Source organism: Palleniella intestinalis, assembly GCF_013166595.1.
GTDB classification, from domain to species: domain Bacteria; phylum Bacteroidota; class Bacteroidia; order Bacteroidales; family Bacteroidaceae; genus Prevotella; species Prevotella intestinalis.
Genome location: NZ_JABKKG010000008.1, coordinates 134,391 through 160,181 on the forward strand (window position 1 = coordinate 134,391; position 25,791 = coordinate 160,181).

Annotated in this window: 18 protein-coding genes and 1 pseudogene; 7 read left to right on the forward strand and 12 right to left on the reverse strand. The window is 50.8% G+C overall.

Features of this window, described 5'->3' with window-relative positions:
- Positions 1-13: 13 nt before the first annotated feature.
- A complete protein-coding gene (locus tag HPS57_RS11325) occupies positions 14-2,362 on the forward strand; it encodes a bifunctional dihydroorotate dehydrogenase B NAD binding subunit/NADPH-dependent glutamate synthase (protein WP_172183153.1) in 2,349 nt (782 codons plus the stop codon).
- A 329-nt stretch (positions 2,363-2,691) separates the two neighbouring features.
- On the opposite strand, the gene HPS57_RS11330 is transcribed toward HPS57_RS11325, so the two are convergent.
- From HPS57_RS11330 to HPS57_RS11370, 9 genes are all read right to left on the reverse strand, one after another.
- Positions 2,692-3,423, reverse strand: a complete 732-nt coding sequence (locus HPS57_RS11330) for an acid phosphatase (protein ID WP_172183155.1) — start codon at positions 3,421-3,423, stop codon at positions 2,692-2,694.
- A 107-nt stretch (positions 3,424-3,530) separates the two neighbouring features.
- Positions 3,531-4,916, reverse strand: a complete 1,386-nt coding sequence (gene ispG, locus HPS57_RS11335) for a (E)-4-hydroxy-3-methylbut-2-enyl-diphosphate synthase (protein WP_172183157.1) — start codon at positions 4,914-4,916, stop codon at positions 3,531-3,533.
- 10 nt (positions 4,917-4,926) lie between these two features.
- Positions 4,927-5,436, reverse strand: coding sequence for a 5-(carboxyamino)imidazole ribonucleotide mutase (gene purE, locus HPS57_RS11340; protein ID WP_172183159.1), 510 nt, complete (start codon positions 5,434-5,436; stop codon positions 4,927-4,929).
- A 65-nt stretch (positions 5,437-5,501) separates the two neighbouring features.
- On the reverse strand, positions 5,502-6,119 hold the full coding sequence (locus tag HPS57_RS11345) for a hypothetical protein (RefSeq protein ID WP_172183161.1): 618 nt from the start codon (positions 6,117-6,119) through the stop codon (positions 5,502-5,504).
- A 48-nt stretch (positions 6,120-6,167) separates the two neighbouring features.
- Positions 6,168-6,305, reverse strand: a complete 138-nt coding sequence (locus HPS57_RS11350; RefSeq protein ID WP_172183163.1) for a hypothetical protein — start codon at positions 6,303-6,305, stop codon at positions 6,168-6,170.
- Between the two features lie 92 nt (positions 6,306-6,397).
- Positions 6,398-7,852, reverse strand: a complete 1,455-nt coding sequence (rpoN, locus tag HPS57_RS11355; protein WP_172183165.1) for an RNA polymerase factor sigma-54 — start codon at positions 7,850-7,852, stop codon at positions 6,398-6,400.
- A gap of 140 nt (positions 7,853-7,992) precedes the next feature.
- Positions 7,993-8,649 carry a hypothetical protein gene (locus HPS57_RS11360; RefSeq protein ID WP_172183166.1) on the reverse strand — a complete coding sequence of 219 codons (657 nt, stop codon included), beginning with the start codon at positions 8,647-8,649 and terminating at the stop codon, positions 7,993-7,995.
- Between the two features lie 170 nt (positions 8,650-8,819).
- On the reverse strand, positions 8,820-9,239 hold the full coding sequence (locus HPS57_RS11365) for a SufE family protein (protein ID WP_172183168.1): 420 nt from the start codon (positions 9,237-9,239) through the stop codon (positions 8,820-8,822).
- A 117-nt stretch (positions 9,240-9,356) separates the two neighbouring features.
- Positions 9,357-10,631: a peptidase U32 family protein gene (locus HPS57_RS11370; RefSeq protein ID WP_172183170.1), complete on the reverse strand. Its 1,275-nt coding sequence runs from the start codon at positions 10,629-10,631 to the stop codon at positions 9,357-9,359.
- Between the two features lie 387 nt (positions 10,632-11,018).
- Here HPS57_RS11370 and HPS57_RS11375 point away from each other — a divergent pair.
- Both HPS57_RS11375 and HPS57_RS11380 read left to right on the forward strand, forming a co-directional pair.
- A pseudogene (locus tag HPS57_RS11375) lies at positions 11,019-15,904 on the forward strand (RecQ family ATP-dependent DNA helicase).
- A 29-nt stretch (positions 15,905-15,933) separates the two neighbouring features.
- Positions 15,934-16,815: a DUF5131 family protein gene (locus HPS57_RS11380; RefSeq protein WP_172183172.1), complete on the forward strand. Its 882-nt coding sequence runs from the start codon at positions 15,934-15,936 to the stop codon at positions 16,813-16,815.
- 94 nt (positions 16,816-16,909) lie between these two features.
- Here the strand turns inward: HPS57_RS11380 and HPS57_RS11385 are convergent, their stop codons facing one another.
- From HPS57_RS11385 to HPS57_RS11395, 3 genes are all read right to left on the reverse strand, one after another.
- Positions 16,910-17,689, reverse strand: coding sequence for a DUF3108 domain-containing protein (locus HPS57_RS11385; protein WP_172183174.1), 780 nt, complete (start codon positions 17,687-17,689; stop codon positions 16,910-16,912).
- Positions 17,686-18,729, reverse strand: a complete 1,044-nt coding sequence (locus tag HPS57_RS11390) for a C1 family peptidase (RefSeq protein ID WP_172183176.1) — start codon at positions 18,727-18,729, stop codon at positions 17,686-17,688. Before HPS57_RS11390 ends, HPS57_RS11385 begins: the two co-directional genes overlap by 4 nt.
- Before the next feature lie 144 nt (positions 18,730-18,873).
- Positions 18,874-20,379 (reverse strand): butyryl-CoA:acetate CoA transferase, encoded by a 1,506-nt coding sequence (locus HPS57_RS11395; protein ID WP_172183178.1) that lies wholly within the window; start codon positions 20,377-20,379, stop codon positions 18,874-18,876.
- 211 nt (positions 20,380-20,590) lie between these two features.
- Between HPS57_RS11395 and cysS the strand changes: the two genes are divergently transcribed.
- From cysS to HPS57_RS11415, 4 genes are all read left to right on the forward strand, one after another.
- On the forward strand, positions 20,591-22,078 hold the full coding sequence (gene cysS / locus HPS57_RS11400; RefSeq protein WP_172183180.1) for a cysteine--tRNA ligase: 1,488 nt from the start codon (positions 20,591-20,593) through the stop codon (positions 22,076-22,078).
- 125 nt (positions 22,079-22,203) lie between these two features.
- Positions 22,204-23,016, forward strand: coding sequence for an SDR family oxidoreductase (locus tag HPS57_RS11405; protein WP_172183182.1), 813 nt, complete (start codon positions 22,204-22,206; stop codon positions 23,014-23,016).
- A 109-nt stretch (positions 23,017-23,125) separates the two neighbouring features.
- A complete protein-coding gene (uxuA, locus tag HPS57_RS11410) occupies positions 23,126-24,406 on the forward strand; it encodes a mannonate dehydratase (protein WP_172183184.1) in 1,281 nt (426 codons plus the stop codon).
- A gap of 391 nt (positions 24,407-24,797) precedes the next feature.
- Positions 24,798-25,376 (forward strand): porin family protein, encoded by a 579-nt coding sequence (locus HPS57_RS11415; RefSeq protein ID WP_172183186.1) that lies wholly within the window; start codon positions 24,798-24,800, stop codon positions 25,374-25,376.
- The last annotated feature ends 415 nt before the right edge of the window (positions 25,377-25,791 follow it).

Below are 25,791 nucleotides of genomic sequence, written 5' to 3' on the forward strand. Positions count from 1 at the left end.
ACACCACTATAACATGAACAAAATCATTAGAAAAGAACAATTCTCCGAGAAGGTTTTCCTTTTCGAGGTTGAAGCACCGCTGATTGCAAAGTCAAGAAAGGCGGGGCATTTTGTCATTGTACGTGTAGACAAGAAGGGTGAGCGCATGCCGCTGACCATCGCGGACGCTGACACCGGCAAAGGAACCATAACACTTGTGGTTCAGGAAGTGGGACTGTCAAGCAAGAAGCTTTGCCGCCTGAATGCCGGCGACACTATCCTTGACATCGTCGGACCTCTTGGCAACGCCACACGAATCAAGAACTATGGCACTGTGCTCTGTGCCTCCGGTGGTGTCGGCACAGCACCGTTGCTGCCTATCGTCAAGGCGTTGAAGGCTGCCGGCAACCGTGTACTGTCTGTCATTGCAGGACGCACAGCCGAGCTTGTAATCCTTGAGGACGAGATAAGAAAGCATTCCGACGAGGTGATTGTCATGACCGATGACGGCTCAAAGGGCGAGAAGGGCGTCGTGACCGTGGGCATGGAGAAGTTCATAGCGCAAGAGCATATAGACAAGGCGATAGCCATCGGTCCTGCGATAATGATGAAGTTCGCGTCGATGACCACCCTGAAGCATGACATACCGACAGAGGTGTCGCTCAACACTATCATGGTCGACGGCACGGGAATGTGTGGTGCGTGCCGCCTTTCCATAGGCGGAAAGACGAAGTTTGTCTGCATCGACGGTCCGGAATTTGACGCATCACTTGTCGATTGGGACGAGATGCTGAAGCGCATGGGCACATTCAAGAATGCCGAGCGTGACGAACTGGAGCATTTCGCCGAGCACCTTGCGGACAATAACGATGCGGAGGAGACCTGCAAGGCTGTCGCCGCAACTGCGGAAAACACAGACTCCGCCGATGCTCCGCTGTCGGAACTGACTGACCGCAACGCTCCTTGGCGTGAGGAACTGCGCAAGTCGATGAAGCCAAAGGAGCGTACTGCCATCGAGCGCGTGACGATGCCGGAGCTTGACCCTGTCTATCGTGCCACAACCCGCACGGAGGAGGTCAACAAGGGTCTTACCCCTGAGCAGGCTCTCATTGAGGCCAAACGCTGCCTTGACTGTCCGAAACCGCAGTGTGTGGAGGGCTGTCCTGTAAGCATAAACATCCCTTCTTTCGTCAAGAACATAGAGCGAGGAGAGTTCCTCGCTGCCGCCAAAGTGCTGAAATCCACCTCTGCACTCCCTGCTGTCTGTGGACGTGTATGCCCGCAGGAGAAGCAGTGTGAGTCAAAGTGTATACATCTGAAGATGAATGAGCCGGCTGTGGCTATCGGCTATCTCGAGCGTTTCGCTGCCGACTATGAGCGTGAGAGCGGCAAGGCGGCACTCCCTGAGTGTGCACCTGCCAAGGGCATCAAGGTGGCTGTGGTAGGTTCAGGCCCTTCAGGACTGTCTTTTGCCGGCGACATGGTGAAGAAAGGCTATGAGGTTCATGTCTTCGAGGCTCTCCATGAGATAGGCGGTGTGCTGAAATACGGCATCCCTGAGTTCCGTCTTCCTAACAGTATCGTGGAGTTTGAGATAGACAACCTCCGCAAACTCGGTGTGAAATTCTACACAGACACCGTTGTCGGCAAGACAATATCTGTCGACGAGCTTGAACAGCAGGGATTCAAGGGCATCTTTGTCGGCTCAGGCGCAGGTCTTCCTAACTTCATGAACATCAGCGGAGAGAACCTCCTGAACATCATGTCGTCCAACGAATACCTCACACGCGTCAACCTTATGGACGCTGCCAACCCTACAATGGACACACCGCTCAACCCTGCGAAGTCCGTCCTTGTTGTCGGCGGAGGCAACACAGCGATGGACTCCTGCCGCACGGCGAAGCGTCTCGGTGCTGATGTGACTCTCGTCTACCGTCGTTCAGAGGCAGAGATGCCGGCACGTCTGGAGGAGGTTAAGCACGCAAAGGAGGAGGGTATAAACTTCCTTACGCTGCATAATCCTGTCGAGTACATCGGCGATGAGAACGGTGCTGTAAAGCAGGCAGTGCTCGCTGTCATGGAGCTTGGAGAGCCTGATGCTTCCGGTCGCCGCTCACCTGTTGATACCGGCAAGCGCATAACGATAGATGTCGACCAGGTTGTCGTGGCAGTCGGTGTGTCTCCTAACCCGCTTGTGCCTAAGTCTGTGGCAGGACTGGAGCTCGGACGCAAGAACACCATTGTCGTCAACGACAACATGGAGTCCTCCCACAAGGGACTTTATGCCGGCGGAGACATCGTCCGCGGCGGTGCGACAGTCATCCTCGCAATGGGCGACGGACGCCGTGCTGCAGCGAACATGGATGCCGCTCTGAGCGAATAGCCAACAAATCATCATTGCGTTTTGCCGGACACCTATATTTTTTTTAACAGTTTTTTGACATGTGGCGTTGCGTCTGTTTGGGGCAGGAATATGTTCCGCAAAAGCGCACTCTTACGGTATAAAAAACACAGGATAATTATTGCCAAAATGAAAGGTAACACTTTGCACTGCAAAAGGTATCACTTGACATGATAAAAGGTAACACTTTGCATAGTAAAGTGTTACCTTTTGTTGTATCAATGATTTGTTGGCAATCTGTTACCTTTTACCACCGGGTGGCGAAACGCACAACCGTGACCTTTTCCTTAGGCAGCATGCCCCGTGTGCAGTCATAGTTTCCGTGCCTCTTTCTTGCAGTTTTCGAGGGCTTTGAGGAAACTTTCCTTTGCGCAAAGGCGTGCGAAACCTGCGCTTGCGCAAAGGCGTGCGGCGTCAGTGTCGCTCTGGTAGTGGAAGCCTACGATTGTGCGGCTTGCACCAAGCTCATAGCCCACACGCATGATTTCCGTTCCATGCTCGGGATAGATGGCGGTGAGGAGCATCGCTGCCGCCCATGCGCGCACGGTGTGGCCTGACGGATAGGATGTGTAGTCCGTAGGTCCCTCGTCCTCAGGAATGGGTGTCGCCTCCTTGAAATGCTGGTATGGGCGGTGGCGCGCGAAAGTGTTCTTGGCGTGCTGTATACCGCCGCGCACGTCCTGCATCAGCCCTTTCAGTGTCTTTGTGAGCACAGGGCAGTTCTTTTCGGTCAGTTCTTTGCCCACGGCAGGTGAGAAGCGTTTGAGATAGTACGCTATGGACGTGTTGGCATCCATTACGGCTGTGTCGCCGCGTGCCGTGAGGCGCAGGCGCTTGCCCTTCTCGTAGATGATGCTGTCGTTGGTGAATTCCTCCGTTCCGAACTCCGGTGGTGCCGGGAGGTAGTGTAGGGCGTCGGGCATACTGTCGCCTTCGTCGAGGAATGTCAAGCCGTAGCCCCATTTCTGATTCTTTATCTCTTTCTGCGCAGAGGCAGGCAGGGCGATGAGAAGCAGGGCGATGATGAGATGTAATGATTTCATTTTTTTTTGTTGTTTTTCAGTTTTGGCAGGAGAGAGGGGGCTGTCAGTATTGTCAGTACTGTCAATTTTGTCAATACTGTCAGAACTGTCTATCCTGCCAAAACCGATTAAATGTTTGCCTTTATGAGCTCCATGAGACGCTCCACAGCCTCTTCGGCAGGGATGTTCTTCTGCACGCACTCCTTCTGCTTGTAGAGGGAGACGCGGCCCGGACCTGCTCCGACATAGCCGAAATCAGCGTCTGCCATTTCACCCGGACCATTGACAATGCAGCCCATGATGCCGATTTTCAGTGTCTTGAAACGGCTGTCGTGCTCCGCTTCGCTGTTCACGGCCTCCTTGATGCGTGCTATTGTCGACTGAAGGTCATAGAGCGTGCGGCCGCAACCCGGGCAAGAGATGAACTCAGGTTTGGTGAAACGTACGCGTGCCGCCTGCAAGATGCTGTCGGCAAGGGCAGTGAGGTCGGTGTCAAGAAGTGTGGAATGGTTCTCTATGACAAGGTCTTTCGCCTTGCCGTCGATAAGCAGTGCACCTGCCGACATTGCCGCTTTCAGCTGCAAATCCTCAAGATTGTCCTCGTTGAACGACAGGAAAAGTGTGCCGTCGGTTATGACAGCGTTTTCCCTTTTCTCAGCACATTCTGCGATTGCAGCCACGAGTTTTTTTGCCACAGGTATCTCGCATTCAGGCTCTTCGGAGAGACTCACACGGATTGTGTCGCCTATTCCTTCGGTCAGGAGTGCTCCGATGCCCACGGCAGACTTGATTCTGCCGTCCTCACCCTCACCGGCTTCCGTCACTCCGAGGTGCAACGGGTAGTGCATGTCCTCCTTGTCCATGGCTTCGACAAGCAGGCGCACGCTCTGCACCATGACCACTGTGTTGGACGCTTTTATGGAGATGACGACATCGTTGAAGTCCTCCTTGCGGCAGATGCGCAGGAATTCGAGGCACGACTCGACGATTCCGGCAGGAGTGTCACCGTAGCGTGACATGATGCGGTCGGACAGTGAACCGTGGTTTACGCCTATGCGCACGGCTGTGTTGTGCTCGCGGCAGATGTTGAGGAACGGCACAAACCTGTTCTCTATCTTACGCAGTTCTGCCGCATATTCCTCGTCCGTGTATTCCAACTGCTTGAAAGTCCTTGCCGGATCGACATAGTTTCCGGGATTCACACGCACTTTTTCACAGTAAAGTGCCGCTGTGTCCGCCACGTTTGCATTGAAATGCACGTCGGCAACGAGAGGAGTCATTATGCCTTCTGCCTTGAGTGCCGCAGAGATGTTGCACATGTTCTCCGCCTCACGGTTGCCCTGCGTTGTCAGGCGGACAAGCTCTCCACCGGCAGCTACGATGCGTTTTGCCTGTTCGATGCAAGCCACCGTGTCGTTGGTGTTGGTGGTTGTCATCGACTGCACACGTATCGGGTTGTCACCACCTATGGCGGTTGTGCCGACACGTGTGACGGTAGTCCTTCTTCTTTCCATAGTCCGCTTATCAGTTAGTCTTGTAAGTGAACTTCACTTCGGCGAGGTCCTGATTGGCCTTCTCTATCTTTTTGCAGAGAGAAGCCTTGTAGTCAGCGAGACGTTCTGCCACGGCAGTGTCGGAGAGGGCTATCATCTCCATGGCAAGGATGGCCGCGTTGAGTGCCGCATTGACGCCAACGGTGGCGACAGGGATTCCCGGCGGCATCTGGATTATGGAGTACATGGCGTCCACACCGTCAAGCACGCTGCCCTTGATAGGCACACCTATGACAGGAAGTGTAGTGGATGCAGCGATGACTCCCGGCAGTGCGGCAGCCATTCCGGCAGCGGCGATAATCACTTTTATGCCACGTGCGGCAGCGTTCTTTGCGAATTCCTCTACTGCATCAGGAGTGCGGTGGGCGGAGAGAGCATTCACCTCGAAAGGAATCTGCTGCTCGTCGAGGAACTTCATAGCCTTTTCCATTACCGGCAGGTCGCTTGTGCTGCCCATGATGATTGATACCAATGGTTTCATGTTTCTGTAGTTTTTATTGTTGTTTTATGTTGTTTTTGCGTTTGTTGCTGTCTGTTTTTCGGGTGTTATATTATAAGCACCACAAAGAATGTTGTGACAAAGCCCACGAGAAAGCCTGTGCATATCTCGGAGAGGGTGTGCAGGCGGAGCAGCATTCGTGCCGTTCCGAGCAGTCCGGCGATGATTATGAGCACGGAGAGCCACCATATTGCGTTGAATCCGAATATGAATGAGAATGCCGCCACGCCGCCTGTCATACCGCCAATTGCCGCCATGTGGGTGGACACTTTCAGCCAATTGTTAATCATTGCGCAGACAACCTGCACGAAGAGTGCCGCCACGATGATGGCAGACATGAAATGCGGGAAGTGCATCCACCGCATTATGTGGTAGCAGGCGAGGTAGGAGAGGATGGAGATGATGTAGGGTATCATGCGTTTCTCCCGCTTTCCGAGGTGGTAGAGTGACCATCCGTGGTACTTTCGGTAGGAGTGTATGAGCACCGTCGGCAGCAGTATGGTGAAGAAATATGTTGTTATGACGACATACAGCTTATACTGCCACGGCAGGAGGCTCAGGTAGCTGAATGCGAACAGTGCTATCATTCCCACGATGGGAAGATAGAACGGTGTGAAAAGCAGTGACAGCATGCGTGCCACGGGGATTAGTTTCTTCTCGGACATCTTGCTCTTTTTGGCGTGTGTTATGTATTGTTGTTGCGGTTTTCTTCTTTATTTGTTGAGGTTGGAATCGGAGTCTTCTGCCTTTGTCCGGTAATTATTGCTTGTCCTCATTTTCAATTGCGACCGCAGTGTGGACGCAATTGGGTAAAGCCTGTAGAATTGGCGGCACAGTGCTTCTTTTCCCATGATTTGTTTACTTATGGATTATGTGTAGGACCTTGCTTGCTCCTATTATAATATATATGCGTTTGCAACATAAAGTGAGAGGGATGAAAGCCTTATTTCCTCAATCTTGCGGAAGGGATGCCCATCTGTTCACGGTACTTCGCTATCGTACGGCGGGCGATAGGGTAGCCTTTCTCGGTCATGAGGGTGACAAGTTTCTCATCGGAGAGAGGGCGTTTCTTGTCCTCGTTGTCAATGATTTCCTTCAAGGCAGCCTTGATTACCTTTGTCGCTGTAACTTCTCCGTCCTTTGTCTCGTAGCCTTCGGAGAAGAAATGCCTTAGGGAGAATGTGCCCCACGGTGTCTGCACATATTTCTCACGGCTCACTCTGGAGATTGTGGAGATGTCAAGTCCCGTGCGTTCGGCCACGTTCTTCAGCACCATGGGTCGCAAGTCGTTCTCGTCCCCGCTAAGAAAATACGGGCGCTGCATCTTGATTATCGCGTCCATTGTGGTCACAAGTGTTGCGTTGCGTTGCTTCAAAGCATCTATGTACTGCCGTGCGCTCTCCACATTGTTGCGTGTGAAGTCGTAAGCCTCCTTCTCCTCGCGCGTCATCTGTGTGCCACTCATCTCGTTTATAAGTTCTTCGTCCTCCTTCACGACATGGAGCTGCGGCACGCGACCATTGTTCAGTTCGAAGGAAATGTCACCGTCATAATCCACATGGACAATGAAATCCGGCGTAATCTGCTGCATGGAACGCCCCTGAGTCTCACCAAGAGCCGCGCCCGGCTTAGGGTTCAGGCGGTGGCGTATCTCACGCCTGATGTCCTCAGCCTGTGCTTCAGACAGATGAAGGGTCTTGCCGATACGCTCCCAACGGTTGTTGCTGAAGTCGTCATAGCATTCGTTGATGATGCGGTACATGAGCATTGTCTGCGGCGTTGCCGTCATTCTTTCCACCTGAACGAGCAGGCATTCCTTCAGATTCCTGGTGCCTATGCCGGCAGGGTCAAACTCCTGAAGGCGCAGAAGGACAGCTTCTATCTCGTCAGGCTCCACGAAAAGGTTCTCATAGATGGCGAGTTCGTCGGCGATAGTCTGCAAATCCTTGCGCAGAAGTCCGTCATCGTCAAGGGAGCAGATGAGATATTCCATTATCCGGTGCTCATCTTCGGTAAGTTCCTCGAGGTTCATCTGCTCATTGAGGATGTCGATGAATGACACTGTGTTCCCATCCTCCACCGTCCTTTCCTCACCATTGCCGCCGTAAGGCAACCTGTCGTCCTTGCCCATAAGGTCAAGAGCGTCGTTCAAGGCGTCCTCCCTCCGCTCCTCCTCGTCACTCTTTCCCGGTGTCTCGGAAGGCATGTCCGCCGCCTCGCGGTCATCATAGTCAGGTTCGAGGGAAGGGTTTGTGTCCAGTTCCCGCAGCACATTGTCCTCCAGTTGTGCAAGAGGCATCTCCAGCATCTTCACCACAAGCACTTGCTGTGCTGACAGATGCTGTTGCAGAAGCTGCCGCTGCTCCTGTTTCTGTATGTTGGAAAGGCTTTGTTTCATAGTGGATTATTGGTTTTGGGTTGTTGGTTTTAGGTTATGGGATGTGGCGGTTGTCATGGGAAATCATGTTGAACCATGCGTTATAATGGTACATCATGATACTCCACTACCTACAACCTTCAACTCACAACCTCAAAGATTCACTTCCAGTAGCACTCCAATTGCCGTGCCATGTTTGACAGGACAGTAGGGTCGTCATAAGCATATTTCTCCCAAATCTTCCTGCATGGCTCAAGCAAAGGGTCGTCGCAATCCTCCGGGGTCTGTACAAATGGGTCGCAATGGAGGTAGATTCCGAGTACATAGGCAACGTCCTCGGCGCGTATGTCAAGGAGTTTCGCCAGTTCCTTCACGTCAGGTGTCTCCGCCACCATTGTCGTAGGGATAAGTTGGAAGTACAGGTCAAGAATCATGACGAGCATAACCGGAGTGATCAGCGGGCGTCCTGTGAGTTGTGCCGTAGGAGCGTTGACAGGGCGGAAGTCCAGTTCGAAGGTCTCGTTCACCTTCACATCGTCATAAAATTCGCCGGCATTTCCCATACCGTTCAGTGCGCGCAGCTTCTTGCAAGTCAGCGAAAGCCGCTTCGGATTCCTGCCGACGGTCGCCATGAACCTTTCCAATGATGGTGGCAACTGCTGCCGTAGGGAGAACATCTTCTGGTAGATGACCTGCGGCGGTATGTGCAGTTCGAGAGCCAGTCGCACAGTGTCGCGCGAGTACATAGGCTTTATGCCTTCCGGTTTCTTTTGGTAAAGCTGTACCACAAGAGGCCAAAGTTCGTCTGTCCAAGTCATATCGTGGTTGTAGGTTATGGGTTAATGATGGAGTCAGAGGGTTGTCGTGACGCGGCATTGCTTTCATGATGTAGTGTCATGCGCCATGATATAGCGTCCTGCACCATGATGTAACATGTTTCAACAGGATGAATCATGGTGCAAAAGCAACACAACAACCCCATTAATTTCTATCCTTTCTGCGAAAGGGCAAGTGCATACATGCGGATTTTCTTCACCATGGCGAGGAGACCGTTTGAGCGTGTAGGCGACAGATGGTCCTTGAGTCCTATTTCCTCGATGAAGTAAAGGTCGGCATCGAGTATCTCTTTCGGTGTGTGGTCGTTAAGGACACGGATAAGAAGGGCGATGATTCCCTTCACAATGAGTGCGTCGCTCTCCGCCTGAAGGTGGAGAAGTCCGTCGCGCATGTCCGCCTGCAGCCACACACGGCTCTGGCATCCGTCGATGAGATTGTCGTCAGTCTTGTACTTGTCCTCCAATGGTTCCTGTTCGTTGCCGAGGTCGATGAGCAGCTGGTATTTGTCCATCCAGTCGTCAAAGTCCTGGAATTCCTCGATTACTTCGTCTTGTATTTCGTTGATTGTCATGGTTGTTGGTGTTTTTTTTGTTGGGTCAGTAATGACAATTTTGTCAATACTGTCAGTTGTGAAAGCTCTGACAATACTGACAGTACTGTCATAACTGACAAAATTGATAATGAAACTTTAACTCTTCTTCAGCACAAAGAGCTTGTCGCTCGGGCGCACTTTCTCCGGCACGGGGATGCTCACACGCCGGCCTTTCTCCGCCTTTTCCACCGACTTGAGGTCAAACCTAATCTCCTCACACTCGAAGCGCACGGCACCCGTTGTGGGGCCTGTAATGAGGAGAGTGTCGCCGACGGCTATCTCCTGCGCCTCGACCTGGAACTCCGCCACACCTATTTTGGAGAAATATTTTATGGTCTTCGCGCTGTACACCTTCTTCTCCGTAGCCTTGGAACCATAGGAATCGTTCCACTCGCCGAGGGTCTGTCCCTGATAATAACCGTCCCAAAAGCCACGGTTGAAGACACGTGCGAGACGCTCGTCCCATTCATCTTTCCTTGCCTCGGTGAACTCTTTCGGGCAGCCCGTACCGGCATTACGGTGGTCGGAGAGCACGGCATTGATAGCCTCATTGTAGCATCGCACGACATTGTCCACATACTCCGGTCCGCGCGCCCTGCCCTCTATCTTGAACACTCGCACTCCGGCGTCCATCATGCGGTCGATGAAACGGATGGTCTTGAGGTCCTTCGGTGACATGATGTACTTGTTGTCAATCTCCAGTTCGTTACCCGTCTCTATGTCCGTCACACGGTAGCCGCGTCGGCAAATCTGCACACACTCGCCACGGTTGGCGGAGCGGTTGGCGTTTTGCAGTGAGAGATAACACTTTCCGGAGATTGCCATGCACAGCGCACCGTGGCAGAACATCTCGATGCGGAGCAAGTTTCCTGACGGGCCGCAGACATTCTGCTCCACAATCTGACGGTGGATTTCCGCCACCTGCTCCATGTTCAGCTCACGCGCAAGCACCACGACATCGGCAAACTGCGCATAGAATTTCGCCGCTTCGATGTTGGAGATGTTCAGCTGCGTGGACAGATGCACCTCCTGCCCTATGGAGCGCGCATAAGTCATGACAGCCACATCGCTGGCGATGACGGCAGAAATTTGTGCCGCCTTTGCCGCATCGACTATCCGGTGCATGGTCTCGATGTCCTCACCGTAGATGACTGTGTTCACCGTAAGGTACGATTTCAGCCCATGCTCGTGGCATGTCGCCGCTATTTCGTGCAGGTCGTCGATGGAAAAAGTCGATGCCGAATGCGCACGCATGTTAAGTTGCCCTATGCCGAAATACACCGATTGTGCTCCGGCGTTTATGGCAGCGGCGAGGGACTCGCGTGAGCCCACGGGTGCCATTATCTCATATTCCAGTCTGTTTTCGTTCATAATGCAAAGATACTATTTTTAATTGGAAATTAAAAAGAATAGTCTTGAAAAAATCATCCTCGGCACATTTTTTTGCAAATGGCTGTGGCATGAAAAACCAAAGGTTACCTTTCATGGTGCGAAAGGTAACACTTTGCATGGTAAAAGGTAACGTTTTGCACTGCGAAAGGTTACCTTTTGCCCGTAGTTTTGTAACACACTGTGTGTTAACGCTTTAGCTATTGTTCTTGTATTATGTCGCTCTCTAAGCAGAAAAGTTCACTAATAAAAAACATATTTTTCCTCACATGTTGCTCAACTCCAAATATTTTTTAGTAAATTTGCAAGCAAAAGAAAAACTATATATATCTTAATTTAAAGACGAACTAATAATCATCTGAATACACGATGTCATTGTGGAGCAGACTAATAGGAGGCAGGAAAACTGAAGATACAGATAATTTCTTCAGTGGTAATGCTGTACATGCACGGCTTAATCCGGAAAACTATGCCATAATAGATATAGAAGTGGGAGTAAAAGACCATAAAATCCATGACATAGGGGCATTGCGGCATGATGGCGCGACATTCCATAGAGCTTCAAAAAGCGAATTGCTTGAATTCTTGAAGGACACGGATTACCTCTGTGGGCATAACATTATCCACCATGATGCCAAATACTTGTTTGGGGAGGATAAGTGCAGATGGGCATTGGTCGATACATTATATATCTCGCCATTGCTGTTCCCGGAACGCCCTTACCACAGGCTTGTCAAAGACGACAAACTGATGACGGAGCAGATGAACAATCCTGTCAATGACTGTGAGAAAGCGGAAATCCTCCTGCATGATGAGATTGCCCACTGGCATGCGTTGCCGGAGGAGAAGCGCAGATTGTTCGCATCATTGCTGAAAGGGAAGAAAGAGTTTGAGGGCTTCCTAAGCATTGTTGGAGCAGAATATGCCGATGAGAAGCTCCCTGAACTGATAAAGCGACTGTATGCAGGAAGGATATGCCGAAACGCCGACATAGAATCTCTTGTCAAGGCACATCCTTGCGGATTGGCTTATGCTTTGGCACTGGTTGACACAACGGACAGTCATTCTGTGACCCCGGGTTGGGTAATCCATAATTATCCGGAGGTGGAGTTCATTGTCAAGTTCCTGCGCAACACGCATTGTGCGGAAGGCTGTGACTATTGTTCCACACAAATGGATGTGCTGCACAACCTGAAGGTGTTTTTCGGCTATGACAAGTTCCGCACCTATGAGGGTGAACCCTTGCAGGAGAGGGCTGCCCAAGCAGCGGTGGATGGCAAGTCGCTGCTGGCAATATTCCCTACCGGCGGAGGAAAATCGCTGACATTCCAGCTGCCGGCACTTATGGCAGGGCGTGCTGTCCATGGACTCACCATTGTCATCTCACCTTTGCAGTCGCTCATGAAAGACCAAGTCGACAATCTTGCCGACAGAGGCATTACGGATGCTGTGACTATTAAATGTTAGACCCTATCACAAGGGCGAATGCCATACAAAGGGTGCAGGAAGGGGATGCCTCTCTGTTGTACATCTCTCCTGAAATGCTCCGTTCAAAAACCATTGAGCGGATTCTCATGATGCGCCATGTCGTAAGGTTTGTCATTGACGAAGCTCATTGCTTCTCTTCATGGGGACAGGATTTCAGGGTTGACTACTTGTATATCGGCACGTTTATCAAGGAATATCAGCGGAAAAAGCATTGTAAAGAACCAATTCCGGTCTCTTGCTTTACGGCTACGGCGAAGCAGAAGGTGATACAGGACATCTGTGACTATTTCAAGCAGACTCTGAATCTTGACCTGCAACTTTTCGCATCCACCGCTTCAAGGACAAACCTTCAGTATTCTGTCATCCATGCTGACAATGATAATGACAAATATCTCAAGCTGAGAGAGCTTGTCGCAAGTTCTGATTGTCCCACAATTGTTTATGTCTCACGCACGAAACGCACAAAAGACCTGGCTGCCAAACTGACCCGCGACGGTTACAAAGCATTGCCGTTCAATGGACAGATGGAGGCTGACAAGAAGATTGCCAATCAGGATGCTTTCATGACCGATAAGGTGCGGATTATTGTGGCGACATCCGCATTCGGTATGGGAGTGGACAAGAAGGATGTCGGGCTTGTAGTCCATTATGACATTTCCGACTCTTTGGAGAATTATGTCCAAGAAGCCGGCAGGGCGGGGCGTGACCCAAGCCTTGACGCACGTTGCTATGTGCTTTACAGTGACAATGACTTGGACAAGCATTTCATACTCCTGAATCAGACAAAGTTGAGTATTAGTGAGATACAGCAAGTATGGAAGGCTGTGAAAGTCCTTACCAAGCAACGCATGAATGTCAGTTGCTCGGCACTGGAGATTGCACGTCAGGCAGGTTGGGATGACTCTGTGTCAGATATAGAAACGCGTGTCCGTACGGCATTGGCAGCCTTGGAGCGAAGCGGATATTTGGTGAGAGGGAACAATGTGCCGCATGTCTATGCCACAGGAATCACGGTGAAGAACATGGACGAAGCACGGAAGCGCATATCTGAATCAAGACTCTTTGAAAGTGATGAGATAGAGAAATCCGTCAGAATCATCAAGTCCCTGATTACACAAAAGCATATTGCCAAGGCTTTGGACTCGGAAGCTGAGTCGCGCATAGACTATTTGGCAGACATTCTCGGATTAAGCAAAAGGGATGTCATCTCCGTTGTGGAGAGGATGAGGCAGGAGGGAATACTTGCCGACAGCAAGGACATCTCTGCCTATCTGCTGGATGCCGGAGATACGGAGCGAAAGTCACGGATGCTTCTTGAACGCTTTGCCAGACTCGAACAATATATCCTTAACAACATACCTGAGGAGTCGTTGCGCATTTCATGTAAGCAACTTAATGATGATGCCGTGAATGCCGGTATAGGCACATCTAAAGAGAAAGACATCCGCACATTGCTATATTTCCTTACTATAAAAGGCTATACACGCAAGAAGGAGGATGCTGCAAACAATATGGAGATAGTGCGCCTTGCCAATTCCGAAGCGACAATAAAGCGGTTTGAAAAACGTTTGGAGATAAGCCGGTTTGCAATAGAATGGCTGTATGGCATCGCTCTGGAGAGGGAAAAGGACGGTTCTGAGAACAAATCGGTGCAATTCTCTGTCATAGAGCTTCTTGACAATATAAAGGAACATTCCTTGTCACTCTTCAATAGTCCGGACGAAGTCCACCTTGAAGACGTTGAAGAGGCACTCCTCTATTTGTCCAAAATCGGTGCTCTGAAACTGGACGGAGGTTTCCTTGTCCTCTATAATGCAATGAACATCAAGAGGATAAAGGACAATAAAGCTCGTTACAAGTTGGATGATTACAGGATGCTCAACGAGTTCTACAAACAGAAAATCCAACAAATTCATATTGTCGGCGAATATGCGAACCTGATGGTAAGGGATTATAATGCTGCATTACAGTATGTCAAGGACTATTTCCAGATGGATTACAGGAAATTCGTCTCAAAATACTTCAAAGGGGAAAGAGTAAGCGAGATACAGCGTAACCTGACACCGCAGAAATATGACCAGCTGTTCGGGCAGTTGTCCAAATGTCAAATGGAGATTATTTCTGACAAAGATTCACGGTGTATCGTCGTAGCGGCAGGCCCCGGAAGTGGGAAAACACGTGTGCTTGTCCATAAACTTGCCTCCCTGCTGCTTTTGGAGGACGTGAAGCATGAGCAACTCCTCATGCTGACATTTTCAAGGGCTGCCGCAATGGAATTCAAGCAGAGACTTATTGGATTGATAGGCAACGCCGCCCATTTTGTCGAGATAAAGACATTCCATTCCTATTGCTTTGACCTTTTAGGACGCATAGGCAATCTTGATGATGCGAAGGATGTAGTTGCGAAAGCTGCTGAGACGATCAGCCAAGGTGAGGTTGAGCCAAACAAGATTGGCAAGTCGGTGCTTGTCATCGATGAGGCTCAGGACATGAGTGTCGGAGAGTATTCCTTGGTGAAGGCTTTGATGGACAACAACGAGGAAATGCGTGTCATTGCTGTCGGCGATGATGACCAAAACATTTACGAGTTCCGTGGTTCTGCATCTGAATATATGTACCGTCTGACCAAAGAGGACGGAAGCAGATTCATTGAGATGACAGAGAACTACCGCTGTGCCTTGAAGCCTGTGGACTTTGCCAACTGTTTTCTGAACTCGATAAAGAGCAGGATAAAAAACTCTCCCATTGTCTCTATGAGAAAGGAAGAAGGATGGGTGGAGATCACATATCATGATTCAATGTTCATGTATCAGCCACTTGCAGAAAATTTACTGAGTCATAGAACCAATGGAACCGTCTGTGTGCTCACTCAGACGAATGAAGAAGCTGTGATAGTGACTGCACTTCTGCGGAAATATGGTGTGAACAGCAAACTGATACAGTCCATGGACGGCTTGCGTTTCTTGAATATGGCAGAGGTGAGGTATTTCCTGAAATTCATAGGGAAACGGATAACGACACCACTTATTACGGAAGAATTGTGGGAGGATGCCAAGAATGCAACCTTTAATGCTTATGGAAGAAGTACAAGTCTGGCATTATTAAGAAATTGCCTGGAGCTGTTTGAGCAAACCAATAAGGCAAAATATTTCACTGATTTCAAGGAATTTGTATTTGAATCTGATGTGGAAGACTTTTGTGACATATCAGGTGCAGATGTCGTGGTGTCGACAATACATAAGGCAAAAGGCAGGGAATTCGATGACGTATATATGCTGGTCTCTGACAGGTATTCAAGAGATGACGGTCTTATGCGAAGGTATTATGTAGGAATGACGCGTGCAAAGAACAGGCTTTTCATACATACTAACGGCAATTTCTTCAATCATTTGCAGACAGACAAATATATGGTTGATCAGCAACAATATGGCATGCCTGATGAAGTTATTCTGCAATTATCCCATAAAGACGTTTTCCTCGGCTTCTTCAAAGCCAGGAAAAAGGAGGTCTTGGCGTTGAGAGGAGGGGATGCTTTGGTCTACAAGGATTTCATGTTAGCTAGTGCCTCAACAGGAGAGTATGTTGCAAAACTCTCACAAAAGATGCAGAACACAGTTTCGGAATGGGAGCGCAAAGGCTACAATGTGGAATCTGCCTCTGTGCGGTTCGTTGTGGCTTGGAAACCTAAAGATGCAGGAAAGGATGAGCCGGAGACTGCCGTCCTTTTGGCGGATTTGAAATTGTCACGTGAGAATGGACGGGAATAATAAAGGAAACAATTGAGAAACAAAAGAAGATGCGAGACATTTGGAATCCATGGCATGGTTGCATAAGGAAGAGCGAAGGGTGCGCACATTGCTACATGTATGCCATTGACGGCTATCGCGGACATGACGGCAGCGAAATCTATCGCACGAAGCAAGGCTTCGGCTATCCTGTCCAAAGGGACAGGAATGGGGCTTACAAGGTGCGAAGCGGTGAGATGCTGCGTGTCTGCATGACCTCTGATTTCTTCCTTAAAGAGGCGGATGCGTGGCGTGGGGAAGCATGGAGCATCATCCGCCGGCGTCCTGACGTGGTGTTCTTCCTATTGACGAAACGCCCGGAGCGTGTGGACGGCTGCCTGCCGCATGATTGGGGCGAGGGATGGGAGAATGTTTTCTTCAACGTCACCTGCGAGAACCAGCTCCGCGCCGATGAGCGAATACCCATCCTCCACCGCCTGCCGTTCAAGCATAAGGGCATCATGTGCGCCCCGCTGATAGGCAGGATTGACATAGCGGACTATCTGCATGAAGGGCAGATAGAGCAAGTGCTGTGCGGCGGCGAGAACTACGAAGGCTCGCGCCCCTGCCATTACGAGTGGGTGGAACTGCTGAGCCGCCAATGCCGCAACGCAAATGTCTCTTTTGTCTTCTGTGGCACAGGCAGCCGTTTTGTCAAAGACGGCAAAACCTACAACATCCCTCGTGGCAGGCAGTCGGAGCAAGCCTTCCGTTCCGGTCTGTCGTTTGAGGGCAAGCCCTTGCGCTTTGACCTGCGCGACCCTTTAGGTTTTGCCATTCCGCAGCAGGACGGCCATAGCCCACAATTCGCGAATCCCCGTTGCATCACCTGTGGAATGCACCTTGTCTGCAACGGATGTTCCGGTTGCGGGCGCTGCAAGAGTGATGAATAACGGATGTTTATGCCAATGCAGGTATTTTAATTAATGGTATACCGTGAAGGAGTTGCATGAATATCAGGTTGGCGTTGTTGCCTGACAAGAGTTGTCACAGCCTTGCCGTCACAGGGTTTTTGACACCCTTCATGGTTTTGAGGAAAGCCTTGGCACTGCCGAAATTGAGGTGGAGGTCAAGGCGTATGGGGACATGGTTCTTGTCGTCGGTGACGAAGAAGCGGACAATCTCCTTCTCCTTCTTGCCTTCAGGCTCGATGTAGGCGAGTTGCAGGCAGTTGTATTTTGCGCCGTCCTCTGCCTTGACGGTCTTGTTTCCGAGGTACTTTATCTTGGCGTTCTTCACCCCGCCGCCGTCAGCTATGGGGAAGACGATGGTGTGTCCCTTTTTCCAGCCGTTGGTGTTGTAGTTGCGCGCTTTGAGGAAGATGGCGAGCATGTCGTAGACAGGCTTCTGGAAGCGGTGTTCCTGCTGCAGGCGTTCTCCGCGTGAGGTCAGTTCCTTCATTATCACATTCACGCCGTTGTCGTAGTTGTAGAATAGTTCGTCGACATAATACCTCTTCCCTTCGCTTGCCCCTTTGCGGTAGTAGAGCGGCAGGCATTCGGGAGTGGTGTAGCAGAGGAGTGTGTCGCGCATACGGAAGTAGCGGTCAATCTTTTGGCTGCTGCGTGTCGTTAGGGAGCATCGGAACGCCTTTTTCCCTTTGTATTCGCGCTCTTGGATTGTCATTGTTGCCGTTCCGGCGTTGAGCCATACAAACTGCCAGTTGAAATACATCTTGTACTCCAAGGTATCTCCTCCTTGGAATGCCTGTGCATTGCCGAACAATGAGTACAGGAGGGTGATGATTATGAGAACTGATTTTTTCATTTTCGTAGCATTATCATTATTGTGTATAGTGCGAATTGCCGTTCTGTCATTACGGCAAAGCCCTTGTTGCCAAAATCTTCTCCCCATGAGTTCTTGAGGATGAACAGGCGTTGCCCGTCCTTTGTGTGTCCCATGCCGATGATTGCCATGGCGTGGTCGTCCGTAAGTCGGTGGCTTTCAAACAGCCGCTGGCGTTTCTTTTGCAATGAGGCGGTGTCGTTTGGCGTGACGTTCCGTGAGTTTCCTTTACCCTTGCCGTTGTCATCCATGAAGGTCATGCACCCTTCCCATGCCACGGGATGTCCGTGCTTCAGGCTTTCGATGGTCATGCGGAGCAGTTCGCCTATTGGCACGTTCATGGCTTCATGTCCCTGCCTGTTGTCGGGAACCTCTACGGCGAAAGGGCGGTGGAAGGGGTGGTGGGTGAATGATGTGTAAGCCCTCCAGTCGCCGGGAAGGCAGAGGCTGTGGGCGAACTCTAACGGAGTGTACTCCATTCCGAGCATGAAGACATTGCGCGGAGTAGGTCCGAGGGAATCGTCAAGCGAACTTTCAACGGTCTCTTGAAGGCTTTCGATCCCTTTGCTATTATTGGCGAAAATCCTTGCCATGCGGTCAATGCGACGCGCTTCGGCATGTGAGGCAGCACCGGAAGTGCTTGGGTAAGCGTCCCATGCCACTATGCCGTAGGTCTCAAGCAGGCGCATTGCTTCGGGGAGCGTGCCTCGCAATGAGATTTCCGTCCCTTTGAGGTAAGTCGCTACAGCCTGTTCCTCAAGGCTTTTCCTTGCCAGCCACTGTGGAGAAAGGTGCACGGAGTCCCCTTGTGCAAGGCGGTCGGTCTCGATTGTGGCAAGCATGGCATAAATCCAGCATAAGTCTGTGGCTCCCTGATCCTTGACCGGTGTGGTGGGAAGGATGATGTCTTTGCTTAACGAGGCGTGGATTTGGCTGTTGTCTCCCATATACGAAGAACACTCGCTCCTGCCGCAGGAGGCAAGAACGAGTGTTGACAATATGTAGAGACATATTCTTTTCATTGGGTCATGTTGTGAGGTTGGTCAGCAATGCCGGTATTGACAGTTGTGCCGGTACTGACGGTGTTTTGCCAATATTGTCAGTTATGCCATTATTGACACTATTATCATTACTGTCATACTGATAAAGAAAGCCTCCTAAAAACCTTATTTCATGTACTCCGCAAAGTCAGTGAGGTGCATGTCACCCTTACGCTGCAGAGTGTCGTGCATTGCGAATGCAGCAGGCAGATTGTGGTGAGTCTGTCCGCCACAAGCAATCTTCAGGTATTCGCGGAGCAGTGGGCGGTAGTCCGGATGAGCACAGTTCTCGATGATTTCATGTGCGCGCTGCATAGGCGACTTTCCACGGAGGTCAGCCACACCCTGCTCTGTCACGATGACATTCACGTCATGCTCCGTGTGGTCGAGGTGAGAGCAGAACGGCACAATGGCAGAGATTACGCCGCCTTTTGCCGTAGATGCGCAGGTGAAGATTGAGATATAGGCGTTGCGCTCGAAGTCGCCTGAGCCACCGATACCGTTCATCATCTTTGTTCCGGAGATATGTGTGGAATTAGCATTGCCGAAGATGTCCACCTCGATGGCTGTGTTTATGGCGATGACTCCCAGTCGGCGGATAACCTCCGGTGAGTTGCTTATCTCTGAAGGGCGGAGTACAAGGTGCTGCTTGAGGAAATCAAGGTTGTCATAAACCTGCTTCAGGCACTCGTTTGTGACAGAGAGAGAGCATGTTGAGGCCTCCTTCACGCGTCCTTCGAGAAGCATTGGGACGATGGCATCCTGCAGAACCTCTGTGTAGATGTTGAAGTTCGGGACGGCAGGGTCTTGTCCGAGGGCAGCAAGAATGGCGTTGGCTGTTGTGCCCACACCTGACTGCAGAGGGAGGAACTCCGGCGGAATGATGCCGCGCTTCATGTCGTTCACAAGGAACTGCGCCACGTTGCGTCCGATTTGCGTTGTCACAGGATCCTCGCCCTTGAATCCGCGCGCCTCGTCAGGGATGTTGCATTCCACCACACCGACAATCTTCTTGGCATCGATTTCGACATAAGTCTTGCCGACACGGTCAGTGACATTCTTAATCATGATAGGCTCGCGGTAAGGCGGGTCGAGAGGCTCGTAGACATCATGGAGCAGACCTGCCTCCGGATGGTGGAAGGAGTTGAGTTCCAGAATAACCTTGTCGGCAAGGCGTGCCACTGTCGGTGAGATGCCTCCTGCCGATGTGAGATAAGCCTTGCAGACATCCTCGCCCTCCTCAATGGCGCAGACCTCGAGGATAGCGATGTCCACATTGCCCATGAATCCGTAGCGCACCTCCTGTGCCATGTGGCTGAGGTGTATGTCGTTGTAGCGTATTTCACCACAGTTCACACACTTGCGGAACTCGCTGTTGGTGGTGTATGGTGCACGGTAGCCTATCGCTTTGGCAAGAGAGAGCACACCGTCGGTGCTCTGTCCTGTGGAAGCTCCTGTGAAAAGGTTTACCTTGAACTCGCGTCCTGCGGCATGCTCTGCCTCGGCAATGGCGGCAAGCTCTTTCGTGACAGCCTTCGGAGCGCCTGCCGGAGTGAAGCCGGAGAGTCCCAGTGTGTCACCATTCTTGATGATTTGTGCTGCCTCTAAGGCAGTAAGTCTTGTATAAGCCATGTCTTTATAATGATGCGTTATGTTTGAATTTTTGTGCAAAGTTACACATTTTTTTTACAATCTATGAACTTTTTACAGAGAAATTATGTAACTTTGCACTTAATATAATATAAACAGAAGTGACTGTCATGTCAGCCGTTGTTGCAGGAAAGCACTGCAAAGGCTGCGTGACAAGCCGCGTTTTACAGCAAGAAACAACAACTATCATACAATGAAACAGACTCTTCTCATTTACAATACGCTCCACAGGCAGAAGGAACGCTTCGAGCCGCTCCATGCCCCGAATGTGGGAATGTATGTCTGCGGACCTACAGTCTACGGCGATGCGCATCTCGGGCATGCACGTCCGGCGATAACCTTCGACATCCTTTTCCGCTACCTGAAGCACCTTGGCTATAAGGTGCGCTATGTCCGCAACATCACGGATGTGGGACATCTTGAGCATGATGCTGACGAGGGCGAGGACAAGATTGCGAAAAAAGCGCGCCTTGAACAGCTTGAGCCGATGGAGATTGCGCAATACTATACACGCCGTTTCAATTCGGCAATGGAGAAACTCAACGTGCTTCCGCCGTCCATCGAGCCGCATGCGACAGGGCATATCATCGAGCAGCAGCAGCTTGTGCAGCAGATTCTCGACAACGGATATGCGTATGTCAGCAACGGCTCCGTGTACTTTGACATCGAGAAGTACAACAAGGATTTCAAGTATGGCATACTCTCAGGCCGCTCTCTCGAGAACGTGAAGGACGCGAGCCGTGAGAATCTCGGCGGCGTAGGTGAGAAAAAGAACCAGGCTGACTTCGCCCTTTGGAAGAAGGCGCAGCCTGAACACATCATGCGTTGGCCTTCTCCATGGTCTGACGGCTTCCCGGGCTGGCACTGCGAGTGCACCGCCATGGGAAGGAAATATCTCGGTGACGAGTTTGACATACACGGAGGCGGCATGGACCTCGTGTTCCCTCACCATGAGTGTGAGATAGCTCAGGCGCAGGCTTCCATGGGACATTCTGCGGTGAAGTACTGGATGCACAACAACATGATTACCATAAACGGCAAGAAGATGGGAAAGTCGTACAACAATTTCATCACGCTTGACCAGTTCTTCACAGGCAATCATGAGCTTCTCTCACAGCCTTTCGCACCGCTGACGATACGTTTCTTCATCCTCTCCGCACACTATCGCGGCACTGTGGACTTCTCCAACGACGCACTGATAGCGGCAGAGAAGGGTCTTGAGCGTCTGCAGGCGGGTCTGAAGGACCTTATGCGCATACAGCCTGCAAAGGGCTCACAGCCTGAAATCCAGAAGTTTGTGGCAGAGCTTCCGCAGCGACTTTATGACGCGATGAACGACGACATGCAGACTCCGGAGGTCATTTCTCTCCTCTTCGAGGCATGCCGACAGGTGAACATCCTTGTCGACCGCAAGGCGAAAATCTCCGCTGACGACCTGCAGAAGCTCTCCGAGACAATGCACCTGTGGATAGAGGAGCTTCTCGGACTGAAGCCTGCCGACGGCAGTGCCGACCCTGCAAAGGAGAAAGCGTTCGGAAAAGCCGTGGACATGGTGCTCGAAATGCGTGCCAAGGCCAAGGCTGAGAAGGACTGGGCGACATCCGACCGCCTTCGCGATGAGCTCCAAGAGGCGGGATTTGTCATCAAGGACACTGCTGACGGCGCTGTTTGGTCGATATAAAGATTGGTCAGTACTGTCAATATTGACAAAACTGACAGTACTGACAAAACAGACAACACTGACACAACTGTCACCATTGACAATACTGTCAGAAACCCAAAAACAACAACCTAAAATAAAATACAATGGCAAACCTTTTCAACATCAAGGACTACGTCGTAGTCATCACAGGCGGAACGGGCATTCTCGGCCGCTGCATAGCAAAGTATCTGGCACTCGAAGGTGCAAAAGTAATCATCGGCGGACGCAAGGAGGAAGTCGGCAATGAGATTGTCGCAGACATCCAAAGCGCAGGAGGCGTCTGTGAGTTCGTGAAGATGGACGTCATGAACGAGGAGGCTATGCAGGCTGCCTGTGACTATATCGTGGAGAAATACGGCAAGGTGGACACTCTCCTCAATGCTGCCGGAGGCAACATGGCAGGAGCAGTCATCGCACCTGACCAGACCTTCTTCGACCTGCAGCCTGACCAGTTTCAGGCTGTCCTGAACCTTAACCTCACCGGAACAGTAATCCCTACACGCATATTCCTTAAGCCTATGGTGGCTCAGGGCAAGGGAAGTGTCATCAACTTCTCGTCAATGTCGGCATTCCGCCCTATCACCCGCGTCTGCGGCTACTCTGCAGCGAAGAGCGGCATCAACAGTTTCACAGGCTGGCTGGCACAGGAGGCTGCACGCAAGTTTGGCGAGGGCATCCGTATAAACGCCATTGCTCCGGGATTCTTCATCACGGAGCAGAATCGCACTCTCCTCACCAATCCTGACGGTTCATACACTCAGCGCGGTCAGGACGTCATCCGTCAGACTCCGTTCTCACGCATGGGCGAACCGGAAGAGCTCTGCGGAACAATCCACTACCTCATGTCCGACGCTGCAAAGTTCGTCACCGGCACGGTGGCCGTTGTCGACGGAGGATTCAATGTGACAGCGATGTAAAGAAAAATTGTCAGTAACGTCAGTATTGACAGTACTGTCCATTCTGACAATAGTGACAATACTGTCATCACTGACATTACTGACCCAAAACCCAAAAAAACAACCCAATATGGAAAAAACATGGCGCTGGTTTGGCAAGAACGACAAGATCACTCTTGCCATGCTTAAACAGATAGGCGTGGAAGGCATAGTCACCGCACTGCACGACGTGCCGCTCGGCGAAGTGTGGACACGTGAGAAAATCCGCGACCTGAAGGAATACATCGAAAGCTACGGCATGCGCTGGAGCGTCGTCGAGTCACTCCCTGTGACAGAGACAATAAAGTACGGCGGTCCTGACCGTGACCAACAGATAGAGGTCTACAAGGAGTCTCTCGCCAACCTCGGCAAGGAAGGCATACACTGCGTGTGCTACAACTTCATGCCGGTGCTGGACTGGGCACGCACCGACCTCCTTCACGATAACCCCAACGGAGCAAGCAACCTCTACTTCAACTGGGCTGAGTTCGCTTATTTCGACATCCATATCCTCAAGCGCGAAGGAGCGGAAGAAGAGTGGAAAGCCATTGTCGAGGGCAACGGCTCCAACGCTTCAAAGGCTCTGCAGGGACGCGACCTCATGGCAGAGGTTGAGGCTATCCGCGCGAAGGCTGACGCAAAGTACGACCGCGAGCTTGTGGAGAACATTGTGATAAAGACCCAAGGCTTCGTCTCCGGCAACTTCAAGGAGGGCGACGAGAAGCCTGTAGAGCTGTTCCGCGAACTCCTCGCATTATATAAAGGTGTGACAAAGGATGACCTGCGCAACAACATGAAGACATGGCTTGAAGCAATCATGCCGATATGCGACGAGTATGACATCGACATGTGCGTGCATCCTGACGACCCGCCGTATCCTATCCTCGGACTGCCGCGCATCGTCAACTGCGAGGAGGACATCCAATGGCTCCTCGATGCTGTGCCAAACGAGCACAACGGCCTGACATTCTGCGCCGGTTCCCTCTCTGCCGGCGGTCACAACGACCTCACTCCGCTTGCCGAGAAGTTCCACGAAAGGACACATTTCGTGCATCTCCGCTCCTGCTACATCTTCCCTAACGGCGATTTCACAGAGGCAAGCCACCTCGGCGGACGTGCCAACCTCGTGGAGCTCACACGCATCTTCGAGAAGGAGGAGCAGCGCCGCATGCAGACACGCAAGCCTTCCACACAGAAGCTCCCTATGCGTGTCGACCACGGCATGACCATGCTTGGCGATGAGGACAAGGGCTACAATGCCGGCTACTCATTTCTCGGCCGCATGTTCGGTCTGGCACAGGTGCAGGGCATCATAGCCACTGTGGACAACGAACTTGGCATAAAGTACACACAGCCGGGCTTCTTCGGATAGATTCGTAAACTACTGTAAATCAATATAGTAAAAAACCTATTATAAAAGGTAACACTTTGCACTGCAAAGTGTTACCTTTTACTGTATAAAGCCTTGCCTTTCGCACGCCAAAGTGTTACCTTTTGTTTCGTGATTGTCATGTGCCTGTTTCCTGCCCCTCATGTTCCTTTCTGCATAAGGTCTGTTGCAAGTATTTTCTTAATAACCCTTAATACAATGGTTGCAATGCAAAAACAATGGAAATCTACAGGCAATATACCGCCTTTTTGCATTATTTTTCCAAAAAAGCAAGAAAAAAAACAGCAAAATGTTTTGGAGTTTCGGATTTTTGTACTACATTTGCCACCAGATTAACATTCTTAGTTTATTAACCTCTAAAAACCACTGAATCATGAAAAAGTTAATTCTCTTAGCAGCGATTATTATGACTTCGGTCGGTGCGCATGCACAGCACGAAGTGGGTTCTGTAACCATACAGCCTAAAGTGGGAATGAACATTGCCAGCCTGACAAAGGCAGAAGGGGCGGATTCCAGAATCGGTCTCGCTATCGGCGCAGAGGCGGAGTATCAGATAGAAGACCGCATCAGCCTTTCCGCCGGACTGCTCTATTCCATGCAGGGAGCAACAGAATCAGAGGACGGAGTGGATGCGACACTGAAGCTCGACTACATCAACATCCCAATCCTTGCCAACATCTATGTCACAAAGGGACTCGCGTTTAAGGTTGGCGTGCAGCCGGGAATCAATGTGTCCGGCAAATATAAATTGGAAAAAGGCGGGTCATCCATCAGCGAAGACACTGACGGCGTGAAGGCATTTGACTTCTCCATCCCTGTCGGCGCATCCTACGAGTTTAACAACCTCGTGCTTGACGCACGCTACAACTGGGGACTGACAAAGGTATCCAAATACGCAAACTCAAAGAACAGTGTGTTCCAAATCACATTGGGCTATAAGTTCAAGATGTAAGTCATGCTTGTACTGGCTCCGAAGACAGAGCCATACCTATATAAAAAAATATCAGAGGAGGTTGCCTTGCGGCTTGTTGCAAGGCAGCCTCCTTTTGCTTCCGCCGGTCAGTGCCCGGCACGGAAAGGAGCATGGCATGGTGCAAGGCTGTATGGACAATATGATTTTTTTGCTTGTGAATCATGAAAAAAACAGAAAGATAGTTTGGTGTTTTATAAAACTTATGCTACCTTTGTGGCGGAATTAACAAACATCCATTAATATTAAACACTTTCTACCATGAAAAAGTTGATGCTTTTAGCAGTAATAATCATGTTAAAGAGTCAACCCGCAAGTGCAATTGTTTTTGCAAAGTTACATAAAGAATTTGAAAAACTCCCTTACCGGCGTAGAGAATTTCAGTTTTTCCCTTGGT